Source organism: uncultured Parabacteroides sp., assembly GCF_947855115.1.
In the GTDB taxonomy this organism is placed as follows: domain Bacteria; phylum Bacteroidota; class Bacteroidia; order Bacteroidales; family Tannerellaceae; genus Parabacteroides.
On the sequence record NZ_CANTZW010000009.1, the window covers coordinates 15,575 to 27,845 of the forward strand.

General features: G+C 45.4%; 10 protein-coding genes. 8 read left to right on the forward strand and 2 right to left on the reverse strand.

Annotated features, from left to right (window positions below; translation table 11 throughout):
- Positions 1-27: 27 nt before the first annotated feature.
- Both Q0110_RS07640 and Q0110_RS07645 read right to left on the reverse strand, forming a co-directional pair.
- Positions 28-2,364 (reverse strand): GH92 family glycosyl hydrolase, encoded by a 2,337-nt coding sequence (locus tag Q0110_RS07640; RefSeq protein ID WP_297905242.1) that lies wholly within the window; start codon positions 2,362-2,364, stop codon positions 28-30.
- Between the two features lie 108 nt (positions 2,365-2,472).
- A complete protein-coding gene (locus Q0110_RS07645; protein WP_297905245.1) occupies positions 2,473-3,324 on the reverse strand; it encodes a hypothetical protein in 852 nt (283 codons plus the stop codon).
- A 300-nt stretch (positions 3,325-3,624) separates the two neighbouring features.
- Here Q0110_RS07645 and pflB point away from each other — a divergent pair, with 300 nt between their 5' ends.
- The 8 genes from pflB (at position 3,625) to ahpF (ending at position 12,240) form a co-directional block, all read left to right on the forward strand.
- Positions 3,625-5,865, forward strand: coding sequence for a formate C-acetyltransferase (gene pflB, locus Q0110_RS07650; protein WP_297905248.1), 2,241 nt, complete (start codon positions 3,625-3,627; stop codon positions 5,863-5,865).
- Positions 5,866-6,585, forward strand: coding sequence for a pyruvate formate-lyase-activating protein (gene pflA / locus Q0110_RS07655; RefSeq protein WP_297905251.1), 720 nt, complete (start codon positions 5,866-5,868; stop codon positions 6,583-6,585). It begins immediately after the preceding gene.
- 121 nt (positions 6,586-6,706) lie between these two features.
- Positions 6,707-7,192, forward strand: coding sequence for a hypothetical protein (locus tag Q0110_RS07660; RefSeq protein WP_297905254.1), 486 nt, complete (start codon positions 6,707-6,709; stop codon positions 7,190-7,192).
- A gap of 220 nt (positions 7,193-7,412) precedes the next feature.
- Positions 7,413-7,991, forward strand: a complete 579-nt coding sequence (locus Q0110_RS07665; protein WP_297905257.1) for a Crp/Fnr family transcriptional regulator — start codon at positions 7,413-7,415, stop codon at positions 7,989-7,991.
- A gap of 35 nt (positions 7,992-8,026) precedes the next feature.
- Positions 8,027-8,395 (forward strand): thioesterase family protein, encoded by a 369-nt coding sequence (locus Q0110_RS07670; RefSeq protein ID WP_297905260.1) that lies wholly within the window; start codon positions 8,027-8,029, stop codon positions 8,393-8,395.
- A 110-nt stretch (positions 8,396-8,505) separates the two neighbouring features.
- Positions 8,506-9,786: a phosphopyruvate hydratase gene (gene eno / locus Q0110_RS07675; RefSeq protein ID WP_297905262.1), complete on the forward strand. Its 1,281-nt coding sequence runs from the start codon at positions 8,506-8,508 to the stop codon at positions 9,784-9,786.
- A gap of 221 nt (positions 9,787-10,007) precedes the next feature.
- Entirely contained in the window at positions 10,008-10,574 is a 567-nt protein-coding gene (gene ahpC / locus Q0110_RS07680; protein ID WP_297905265.1) for an alkyl hydroperoxide reductase subunit C, read from the forward strand.
- Positions 10,575-10,686: 112 nt separating this feature from the next.
- Positions 10,687-12,240 (forward strand): alkyl hydroperoxide reductase subunit F, encoded by a 1,554-nt coding sequence (gene ahpF / locus Q0110_RS07685; protein WP_297905268.1) that lies wholly within the window; start codon positions 10,687-10,689, stop codon positions 12,238-12,240.
- Positions 12,241-12,271: the final 31 nt, after the last annotated feature.

Here is a 12,271-nt window from a genome sequence, read left to right on the forward strand (position 1 = left end):
TCTTGTCTCTTTTTGAATAGGAATCGCTTAATCTGTAAGTGAATAAGGACGATCCTCTCCATTGAACAAGCGTTTTTTATTAGGTTTGGAAGTCATCTCGAATGTTAGTATTCCACCATTCATGATATCATCTTGCGTGATGTATCCTTTGGTATACGGTTTCCCGTTTAGTTTTACCGCTTTAACGTAACGATTCTTGTCGCTGACTTTGTCGGCTTTTACCTCGAAGGTCTTGCCATTCTCCAAATGAACCTTCATATAAGGAAGGTAGGGAGCGCCTAATACATATTGGTCTGTACCCGGGCAAACCGGATAGAATCCCATGGCAGAGAGGATATACCAAGCGGACATCTGGCCGCAATCGTCATTTCCGCAAAGTCCGTCGATATTGTTGCGATACATCTTGTTCATGATCTCACGTTGCCAGTATTGGGTTTTCCAAGGTTGGCTGGTCCATGTGTATAAGAATGGGATGTGATGGCTGGGTTCATTACCATGTACGTAACCACCTAATAATCCTTCTTTTGTTACGTCTTCAGTCTTGGCGAAGAACTCGTCCGGAAGATGCATCGTGAATAAGGAATCCATTTTGGATATGAATGTTTCTTCGCCTCCCATCAATTTAATCATGCCATTGACATCTTGGGGGACATAGAATGAATAGTTCAATGCATTACCTTCGATAAATCCTTCACCGTGTGTGCTTAGCAAACTGAAATCCTCTTTAAACTTACCGTTCGTATAGCGGGGACGAGCATATCCGATCGCGGGATCGAATACATTTGCGTAATTAGAAGCTCGTTTCTTATAGGTTTCGGCTACGGAGCGATTTCCCGCTAATAAGGCCGTGTTATAGATTGTCCAATCATCGTAAGCATACTCCAGAGTCAAGGAACCTGCGCTGCCGTTACGATCAAAGGGGACATATCCTAATTCCATAAATTCTTTAGTCCCTTCATAATAAGGGATCGTGGAGCTGCTGACCATCGCTTTCAACGCTGCGTCTTTATCGATCGGTAGTCCTTTTGCGATAGCGTCCGCTAAGACTGAGACGGAATGATAACCGATCATACACCAGTTCTCGTTCGCCATATGGCTCCAGATCGGCAAGGCATGGTGAACGCTTTGCTCGCAATGCTTCAACATGGATTTGGCGATATCCGTGTTGACTTGCCGGTTGATGATATTGAATAAGGGATGCAAGGCACGATACGTATCCCATACGGAGAATACTGTATAATTGGTGAACCCGTCTGCCCGATGGATGTTATGGTCTAATCCGCGGTATTGGCCGTCAACGTCTGTGTATACGCAAGGATTGATCATCGTGTGATACAACGAGGTGTAAAGCATGGCTAATTGATCGTCGCTTCCCTCTGCGTCGATGACGGAAAGCGCTTTATTCCAAGTCTCGGAAGCTTGGGCGGCTAGTTGATCGAAATTGGCTCCAGAAGCCTCGGCACGGAGATTTTTTAAAGCCCCCTCAGTGCTAACTCCGGAAAGAGCTACTTTAACTTCCAGCTCGTCAGATGTTTTCGGATCGAAATCAAAATATGCGACGATCTTGCGTCCTCCGATATCCGGGAAGTTCTCTTTCATGTTGAACTTAGCGTAACCACCCCGATAATTAATTTTGGCTTTCTCCTCGCAGCCGTAATGAATGATCGGCTTGGAAAAAGACATAGCGAAATAAGTATAGTTGGTACGTGCCCAGCCATTGGTAATACGGTAGCCGGTTACCAGCGTATCGTTCTCGACACGAATATTGGTCCAAAGGACTTTACCGTCGTAATTGTAGATTCCATGGATCATATCAAGGATAATACGTTGGTTCTCACTGTCTGTAGGATATGTATATTTATGGATGCCGACCCGTTGTGTGGTGGTCAACTGGGCCTTTACGCCATAATCGGCAAGCGTAACCTCATAATATCCGGGGCGGGATATCTCTGTGTCGTGCGAGAAACGAGAACGGTAACCGCTATCAGGATTCGTGGCTGTCCCGGGGTTTAATTTCAATACCCCGGTAGTAGGCATAATCAAGATATCCCCAAGGTCGGAATGGCCGGTACCGCTGAAATGGGTATGGCTGAAACCTACGATACTGCTGTCTTTGTGCTGGTAACCGGCGCAATACTCGTAGGATCGCGGTTGATATTTCCCGTCTACGTTATGAGGTATGGTGTCCGTATCCGGGCTGAGCTGTACCAATCCGAAAGGCACACAAGCCCCCGGGAATGTATGCCCCATCCCATTCGTCCCGATGATCGGGTTTACAAGATCGACCACGTTGATCTGTGCGATCGCTACTGTTGAGCTGGCTGCCAGAAAGAGGCAACACATAGATTTCTTAAAATTTATCATGTCGTATAAACTATTTAGAAAAAGAATGAAACATAAAAAGCTATCTTTGAAGATGCCAAAGGTAACCTTTTATATGTTTAGATCAAATTAAGTATAACAGTTTGAGTTTTATTGTTTGTGATCTCGTTTGAAAAATAAGAATATGAATAATCCGATAAAGGCGAGGCTCATCGCTGTCATTTCCACCCAATAATGAGAGGGCTCTACCCATATCTCTTTCAGCAAATCCCACCGTCCCATGATTTCTACAAAAGTCCAGAAAATAATGACGGTCGGGATTGCGTATCGGATAGCATAAGCCAATTTTTTGATTTTAAGTAGGCGAGTGAATAAATAGATAGACCATGCCAATGCCCCGAAAGCGATAAATGCCGTTACCGGATGGCGGTCTCCAAGGAATTCGGTATCGTAGGCGAACAATAAGACCATGTAACAAGTCCACAGTAAGATGTTAAGTTCCATGAATGTGGTCATGGCGGCATTTCGGACAACCGGTTGAAACGGTCGCTGTTCGTCTCCGTAACGGATCCTACGTTGTATCCAATTAAAGAAGCTACAATTAGACCTTATGCTGAAAATATAAAACAACATGATAATCGCCCAAAAACCGATAGACGAGGGCATGATCAGGTATTCAGGTTTCGTGACCACCTCTCCGTTCTCGATTAAAGGTTGTACCCCGAAACGATTGGCGAAATACACATAACCGAACTCGATCCATCCGGTCCAAATGAGCAATCCCCCGAATAATCCTCCAAAGGTAGCGGAAACCTCCTTTTTGGAGAAGATCCCGGTTAGCAACAATACGACACCCACGCCTCCCAAAAGGACGGCGGCGGTGTATAGTAAATCATGTCCGAGTATTTTCTCCATCAAGATCATGGCGGCATGTCCGAGCGGCATCGTGAATAGCACGATCAGGAAAGACAAGATACCCGTCCAGGGTGAATTTAGTTTCATATAGAGCCTGTATTAAGTTATGGAGTAAAAGTAACAATAAATTATATATCAACCGATATATTTCGTGTTACAAAGTTCCTTCTTCCCGAAAAAATATCAAATCCCCATGATTAGGTAAAAGGCTCCTAGGATAATCCCGATTTTTAGGTAGTTGCGGGGGATAATACCTTGACAGGTCGCGGCTTGTTGTACCTACATGTGGGGATTTTGAAGGGTGATATCGTCAATGTTACAGGAGTATGAGGAGAAAAGTTCTACCTTTGTATCGGTAAAAATGTGGTATTTAGAATAAGATTGTTTATGAAATTCGAGAATGAGTATTGGAATCACTTCAAGGGGGAGACCTGGAAGAAAGAGATCAACGTAAGAGATTTTATCCAAAGTAATTATACGCCTTATGAGGGGGATGATTCTTTTCTAGTCGCTTCTTCCGAGAAGACCCGCAAGGTCTGGAACAAGCTGACCGAGATGTTTAAGGTAGAGAGAGAAAAGGGAGTTTATGATGCCGAGACTAAATTACCTCAGGGGATCGATGTGTATGGGCCGGGTTATATTGATAAGGAGAATGAGGTCATCGTCGGTTTGCAAACCGATGCCCCGCTGAAACGAGGTATTTTCCCGAAAGGCGGTATCCGTATGGTAGAGAACAGCCTGGAGGCCTATGGTTACCATCTGGATCCGATGACGAAAGAGATCTTCACTAAATACCGTAAGACGCATAACGAGGGCGTTTTCTCCGCGTACACGGAAGAGATGATCGCGGCTCGTCGCTCAGCTATTATAACCGGCTTGCCCGATGCGTATGGCAGAGGACGTATTATCGGTGACTACCGTCGTGTCGCTTTATATGGAACAGCGATCTTGATCGAGGAGAAAAAACGCTTCTTGAAGCGTCTGGATATCCAGGAAATCACGGAAGAGATTATTCAAAGGCGTGAGGAGATTTCGGAGCAGATCAAGGCTTTGAAAGCGTTTGAGAAGATGTGCGCTAGCTATGGCTTCGATGTGACCCGTCCAGCGCAAAACGCTCGTGAGGCGGTACAGTTCTTGTATTTTGCTTATTTGGCGGCGGTAAAGGATCAGGATGGCGCGGCGATGTCTATCGGGCGTACCTCCACATTCTTGGATATTTACATTGAGAAAGACATTCGTGAGGGTAAGCTGACGGAGGAAGAGGCGCAAGAGTTGATAGACCAATTGATCATCAAATTGCGTATCGTCCGTTTTTTGCGTACTCCGGAATACAATGATTTGTTCTCCGGCGACCCGGTTTGGGTAACGGAGTCTTTAGGTGGACAAGGCGTGGATGGACGTTCTTTGGTAACGAAGACTTCTTATCGTTATCTTCATACATTATACAATCTTGGTCCGGCTCCGGAACCTAACCTGACGGTTCTGTGGTTCAAGAACGCTCCTGAGAACTGGAAACGTTTCTGTGCCAAGGTTTCTATCGAAACGTCGGCTATCCAATATGAGAATGACGATTTGATGCGTCCGGATTATGGGGATGATTATGGTATCGCTTGCTGTGTTTCCCCGATGAAGATCGGTAAGCAAATGCAGTTCTTCGGTGCCCGTGCGAACTTGGCGAAGTGTTTATTGTATGCGATCAACGGAGGTCGCGACGAACGTAGCGGTGTACAGGTGGCCCCGATGTTCGAGCCGATTCGCGGCGAGTATCTGGAATACGACGAGGTGATGGCTAAATATGAGCAAATGATGCGTTGGTTGGCGAAGGTGTATGTGAACGCCCTGAAGATAATCCATTATATGCATGATAAGTATGCGTATGAGGCGTTCGAGATGTCGCTTCACGATGGGGATGTGGAGCGTATCCGTGCGACTGGTATCGCGGGGCTTTCTATCGTAGCCGATTCTTTGGCCGCCATCCGCGACACGAAAGTTCGCGTGATCCGTGACGAGCGTGGCCTGGCGGTTGATTTTGAGCGTGAGGGCGAGTATGTTCCTTTCGGTAATAACGATGATCGTACGGATAGTATCGCCGTGGAGATCACCGAGAAGTTCATGGAATATTTGCGTCAGCATGAGACGTATCGCCACGCAAAACCGACTCAGTCGATTCTTACGATCACCTCCAACGTGGTGTATGGAAAGAAGACCGGAACGACACCGGATGGCCGTGTCGGTGGAACTCCTTTCGCCCCGGGCGCGAACCCGATGAACGGTCGCGACACGAAGGGGGCTGTCGCGGCGTTGGCTTCTGTGGCGAAACTTCCGTTCCAGCATGCGCACGACGGTATCTCTTATACATTCGCCGTTTCACCGGCTACTCTAGGAAAAGAGCGTGATGTGCAGATCAGTAATTTGGTTGGTTTATTGGATGGCTATTTTACTCCGGATGGAGGCCAACATCTAAATGTTAATGTCTTCGATAAGGAATTGTTGATCGACGCGATGGAACACCCCGAGAAATATCCGCAGCTTACGATCCGCGTATCCGGATATGCCGTGAATTTCGTGAAGTTGACTCGCGAACAACAGTTAGATGTTATTTCAAGAACGATTAACCATTCACTATAAGTGGTAAAAGGCAGGATTCATTCATTAGAGAGTTTCGGGACCGTAGATGGTCCCGGAATTCGCTTTGTCGTTTTTATGCAAGGCTGCCCGTTGCGTTGTTTGTATTGCCATAATCCGGATACTTGGAACCTGAAAGGGGAGGCGAAATACCAGATGGCTCCCGATGAGTTGTTGGCAGAAGTGTTGCGGTATAAAAATTTTATCGCCCGTGGAGGTGTGACCGTTACCGGTGGAGAACCTTTGTCGCAACCGGAATTCCTGAGAGTGTTTTTCCGGTTATGCCGTGAGCAGGGGCTTCATACGGCTTTGGATACATCGGGCCACATATATACCTCGAAAGCTTTGGAGGTCTTGGATTATGTGGATTTAGTATTGTTAGACATCAAAACCTTAAACCCTGATTTACATCTGCAACTGACAGGGGTCAAACTGGATAATACGCTTTTATTCCTGGATGAACTGGAAAGACGGGGTATAGATACTTGGATTCGTCACGTTATCGTCTCCGGATATACGGATAATGATGAGTGGCTGGAGACGATAGCCCGGTATGTCAGTCGCTATAAGGTGGTTCGAAAAGTGGAGTTATTGCCTTATCATACGATGGGTACTTTTAAATACGAGCAATTGGGGCTCGATTATCGGTTGAAGGGGGTAGAGCCGTTGTCGAAAGAACGTTTAGATAATGCGAAGGCCATATTCTCCCGTTACTGTCTGTAAACATACATGATAAATGTTTATCCCCTGTTTTTGGGGGTTGGATGAGGAATTTTCCGTCTTCATATATTTCTTTTTTATATTTAGAGGGCCCCGATTACATTTGTAAATAAAAAGTGAATATATGGTAAATAAAAAAATGTTGGTATTGGCTCTGTTGGCCTTGGGACTACCTGTTTGCGCGTCCGGAAATGAGAAACCTCAAAGAAGATCACATTGTGGTTGTTCGTGTTGCTGTCCTCCACCGCCTTTTGCTCCCCGACAAGACAGGCAAAGGCCACCTCTGGGGCCTCCTCCTTCTTTTATCCATGAAGACTTGGTAGATGTTTTGTCCTTGACAGACGAACAGCGCCGGAAAATAGAGGATTGGGAAACTTCCTTCCGAAAGCAAATGGATGAGATGCGTAGGAAAGATGAGCAAGCCAGAAGGCAAAATGATGAGAAACGGAAGAAGGAGATGGATGCTCTGATGGAAGCTCAACGAGATAGCTTGAAATCTATCTTATCGGATAACCAGTATGAACTATTTCAGGAATATATGGAAAAGAATCGTCCGAAGGGGCCGCGAGGTCCGGAAGATAGATTCGGGCCTGGTCCCGATCGTTTTTAATAGGTACGTAACAAGGCCTGGTCTCTCGATCAAGCCTTGTGATTATGCAACCAGTTAATCGGGGAAAACAATCAGATCCGATTAACTTTTAAACGATAGTAATAATTTTTTGCCTAGACTAACCTTGACTATTTAATATGTGTTTGTTTTGTAATATGCGACAAATATCTATTTTTGTAAGGAGATAAAAAATGATATATATCAGAAAATGATAAAAGATATGAAAACACCACGAGAAATAGCCGGAATGATATCTAAACGCTTTTATCCGTTGTCCGAAGAAGATTTGGATTCTTTGGCGTCGATCATAGAATCGAGCAAGGCCGCGAAAGGAGAATTAGTATTGAATAACGGGCAAATAGCGAAATATTTATATTATGTTGAATCGGGATTATTACGCCAGTTTTATTATAAGAATAAACGTGATATTACCGAGCATTTCTCATGTGAGGGAAATATCGTTATTTGTATAACGAGCACATTCCGGAGAGAACCGACACATTTGTTAATCGAGGCGTTGGAGCCAACGGTTTATCACCGGATCTCTTTTGTCGGGCTTGATGATCTATTGAAAACATCTTTGGCGATTAATAGATTGTATCGGAAAATATTAGAATGCGCCTTGATGCTTTCACAAAAGAAAGCGGACTCTTGGCGTTTTGAGTCGGCGAGAAAACGTTATCTGCGCTTTCAGCAAGAATATCCGGAAGTGGCGAAACGTGCTTCTGTGAATCATATCGCCTCGTATTTATTGATGACCCCGGAATCTTTGAGCCGGGTACGGGCGGGAGTTTTGTGAACGATTGAATTATAATTATAAACTTAGATGGTAAAATGGAAAAAGGATTGACTTTTACGAGTAAAGACACCGTTCGGGTGGAAAATTTAGCAAAGACTGTAGGTTCTGGGGATTTAGAGGTATTAGCTACGCCAGCCATGGCTGCCTTGATGGAAAACGCGGCGATGCGTGCCGTTGCGCCCGAACTTCCCGATGGATCTACGACGGTAGGCGCCATGTTACAGCTTACACATACGAGACCTTCTGGTATGGGTGAGACGTTTACGGCTACCGCGGTATTGGAAGAGGTAGATGGACGTAAGCTGACTTTCTCGCTGGTGGCGAGCGATTCGAAAGGCGTGATAGGTGAGGGAAAACATGTCCGCTATATCGTAGACCGGCAAAAATTCATGTCGAAACTATGATGCCTCTACCTACATTCAGGTATTATGAGGGTGGAAAATAGCAATTTGTAGTGATTTTACGATTCAAGTAATCCTTTTACATTTGCGTCAGTTTAAAAAACGTAGAAGCAATGAAAATAGAAAAGATTACAGGACGTGAGATCCTAGATTCAAGAGGTAACCCGACAGTCGAGGTTGATATTTTATTGGAGTCCGGCGTTATGGGCCGTGCGTCTGTTCCTTCCGGTGCGTCAACTGGCGAGAATGAAGCCTTGGAGTTGCGCGATGGCGACAAGCAACGTTATGGGGGTAAAGGCGTGTTGAAGGCAGTCGAGAATATCAACACGATTATCGCTCCGGCGTTGAAAGGGATGTCTGCTTTGGATCAGATAGGTATTGATCATGCGATGTTGGCTTTGGACGGTACGAAAACTAAATCGAAATTAGGAGCGAACGCTATCCTTGGCGTTTCTTTGGCTGTAGCGAAAGCTGCCGCGAATTATCTGGATATTCCTTTGTATAGATATATTGGTGGAACCAACACTTACGTGATGCCTGTTCCGATGATGAATATTATCAATGGCGGCTCACACAGCGATGCCCCGATCGCTTTCCAGGAATTTATGATCCGTCCGGTAGGAGCGGCTTCTTTCAAGGAGGGCTTACGTATGGGCGCTGAGGTATTCCATGCGTTGAAAAAGGTATTGCACGACCGCGGGTTAAGTACCGCTGTGGGTGATGAGGGTGGTTTCGCTCCGAATCTGGAAGGTACGGAAGATGCTTTGAACTCAATTATCGCCGCTATCAAGGCCGCCGGTTATGAGCCGGGTAAGGATGTGATGATCGGTATGGATTGCGCTTCTTCCGAGTTCTATAAAGATGGAATCTATGATTACACGAAGTTTGAAGGAGAAAAAGGCGTGAAACGTACTTCCGACGAACAAGTGGATTATCTGGAAAAACTGATCAACGAATATCCGATCGACTCTATCGAGGATGGTATGAGTGAGAATGACTGGGAAGGCTGGAAGAAATTGACGGATCGTATCGGCAACCGTTGCCAATTGGTAGGCGATGACTTGTTCGTGACAAATGTGGAGTTCTTATCCAGAGGTATTAAAGAAGGTTGCGGTAACTCAATCTTAATCAAGGTAAATCAGATCGGTTCTCTGACAGAGACGTTGAACGCTATCGAGATGGCTCACCGTCATGGATATACAACCGTTACCTCACACCGTTCCGGTGAGACGGAAGACGCTACGATCGCTGATATCGCTGTCGCTACGAATAGCGGACAGATCAAGACCGGATCGTTGAGCCGTTCGGACCGTATGGCTAAATATAACCAGCTTCTTCGTATCGAGGAGGAATTGGGAGATCGTGCCGTATACGGATACAAAAGAATCAATTAAGTATAGAAAGTAAATTATAATCGCTAATTATGTAGTAAGCCAAAACCCAAGATATTGAAGGGCTTCTCCGTGAGGAGAGGTCCTTTTTATTTGTTGATAAAATATTATCTATAACCTCATAAAATATATCGATTAAAAAAATTGCTTTAATAGGAAAATATGTTATATTTTTGTGTTGGAAATAAAAACAAATAGTATTCATTAAAAAAATAAGAACAAGTATGGAACCGATTATTAATTCTCAACTTCCGGAGTTTAAAGTACAAGCTTTTCAGAATGGTAATTTCAAGACTGTATCCAATGAGGATGTCTTGGGCAAGTGGGCTATCTTTTTCTTCTATCCGGCCGATTTTACGTTTGTTTGTCCGACGGAATTGGTCGATATGGCAGAGAAGTATGAACAGTTCAAGTCTATGGGAGTAGAAGTTTATTCTGTAAGTACAGACTCTCATTTCGTGCATAAGGCTTGGCACGACGCTTCCGAGACAATTCGTAAGATTCAATATCCGATGTTGGCAGATCCCACAGGTGCGCTATGCCGTGCGTTTGGCGTGATGATCGAGGAAGAGGGTATGGCATACCGCGGTACTTTCTTGGTAAATCCGGAAGGAAAGATCAAGGTTGCCGAGATTCATGACAACAATATCGGTCGTGACGCTTCCGAGTTGCTCCGTAAGGTAGAGGCCGCCCAGTTTGTAGCCTCACATGATGGCGAGGTTTGTCCCGCTAAATGGAAAAAGGGCGAGGCTACCTTGAAACCGAGTATAGACTTGGTAGGGAAAATCTAAATAAATAGGGGAATAGAGAATTGAGTATTGAATGTAATAGGCAGGAGATGCCTATTACGGATTTATCAATTCTCTATTTTAATTTTAAATTCTTAAATTGAGATTATAGATCGTGTTAGAATCAGCATTAAAAGAACAATTAAAAGGTATTTTTGCCGGGTTAAGCGCAAATTATACTTTGGATATATCTGTTTCCTCTATGCATGAAAGCCGACAGGAATTGTTGGATTTATTAGGGGATGTAACCTCCTGTTCGGATAAAATATCCATGCAAGTATCAGAAGGGGACGGGTTGGAATTCATCTTATTAAAGAATGGGGAGAAAACGGGGATTAAGTTCCGTGGAATACCGAATGGACATGAGTTTACTTCCTTGCTTCTGGCGATCTTGAATGCGGACGGAAAAGGCAAGAATTTTCCGGACGAGAGCATTTGTAACCGTGTCAAGGCCTTGAACGGCCCGATACATTTGACAACCTATGTCTCTTTGACCTGTACGAACTGCCCGGATGTGGTACAGGCGTTAAACGCCATGACGACCCTGAATCCTCGTATCCATCATGAGATGGTAGATGGTGCTATCAACCAGGCGGAAGTTGAGGCCTTGAAGATACAAGGAGTACCCTCTGTTTTCGCGGATGGAAAACTTATCCATGTAGGGCGCGGGGAATTCGGTGAGTTATTATCGAAACTGGAGGCTCAGTATGGAATTGATGAGAACTTGACGGAGAAGACGGAAAAGCGATACGATGTGGTTGTGGTTGGCGGTGGGCCGGCTGGTGCTTCCGCCGCTATTTATTCTGCCCGGAAGGGCCTGAATGTAGCTGTCGTGGCAGAGCGTATCGGCGGGCAGGTGAAGGAGACGGTTGCGATAGAGAACCTGATTTCCGTCCCGGAGACAACAGGAAGCCAATTGGCTGATAATCTGCGTCTGCATATGCGTCAATATGCGATAGATTTATTGGAGCATCGCCGGATAGAGAAGCTGGCGGTAGAAGGGAACGAGAAAGTTTTATCTACGGCGGGCGGCGAGGTATTCAAGGCTCCGGCGGTCATTGTCGCTACGGGTGCGAGTTGGCGTAAATTGAATGTACCGGGTGAGGCTGAGTATATCGGGCACGGGGTGGCTTTTTGTCCGCATTGCGACGGTCCGTTTTATAAGGGAAAACAAGTTGCCGTGGTTGGTGGAGGAAATTCCGGTATCGAGGCGGCTATTGATTTGGCGGGAATCTGCTCGAAAGTGACCGTTCTGGAGTTTATGGATGAGTTGAAGGCTGATCAAGTCTTGCGGGAGAAAGCGAAGAGCTTACCCAATGTCGAGATTTTTGTCAGTTCGCAAACGACAGAGGTGATCGGGAACGGAGAGAAGGTAACCGGTATCCGTATAAAAGATCGTAAGACCAAGGAAGAGCGTGTCATAAACTTGGACGGTATTTTTGTTCAAATCGGCTTGGCCGCTAATAGCGGTGTTTTTAAAGAGGTGGTCGAGACAAACCGCCTCGGTGAGATCGTGATCGATACGCATTGCCGGACGAATGTACCGGGTATTTATGCGGCGGGCGATGTTTCTACCGTGCCGTTCAAGCAAATCATCATTTCTATGGGAGAAGGAGCCAAGGCTGCCCTTTCTGCTTTTGAAGACCGGGTTCGTGGTGTACTTGGCTGAGGAGAGTACCTGCAAATAGGTAATTCTTGAA

Excerpts from the sequence above, each read along its gene's own strand:
- Q0110_RS07665 (WP_297905257.1), top strand. The coding sequence starts at position 7,413 with ATGAAAACACCACGAGAAATAGCCGGAATGATATCTAAACGCTTTTAT.
- Q0110_RS07670 (WP_297905260.1), top strand. The coding sequence starts at position 8,027 with ATGGAAAAAGGATTGACTTTTACGAGTAAAGACACCGTTCGGGTGGAA.
- Q0110_RS07660 (WP_297905254.1), top strand. The coding sequence starts at position 6,707 with ATGGTAAATAAAAAAATGTTGGTATTGGCTCTGTTGGCCTTGGGACTA.
- Q0110_RS07645 (WP_297905245.1), bottom strand. The coding sequence starts at position 3,324 with ATGAAACTAAATTCACCCTGGACGGGTATCTTGTCTTTCCTGATCGTG.
- Q0110_RS07640 (WP_297905242.1), bottom strand. The coding sequence starts at position 2,364 with ATGATAAATTTTAAGAAATCTATGTGTTGCCTCTTTCTGGCAGCCAGC.
- eno (WP_297905262.1), top strand. The coding sequence starts at position 8,506 with ATGAAAATAGAAAAGATTACAGGACGTGAGATCCTAGATTCAAGAGGT.
- pflB (WP_297905248.1), top strand. The coding sequence starts at position 3,625 with ATGAAATTCGAGAATGAGTATTGGAATCACTTCAAGGGGGAGACCTGG.
- ahpC (WP_297905265.1), top strand. The coding sequence starts at position 10,008 with ATGGAACCGATTATTAATTCTCAACTTCCGGAGTTTAAAGTACAAGCT.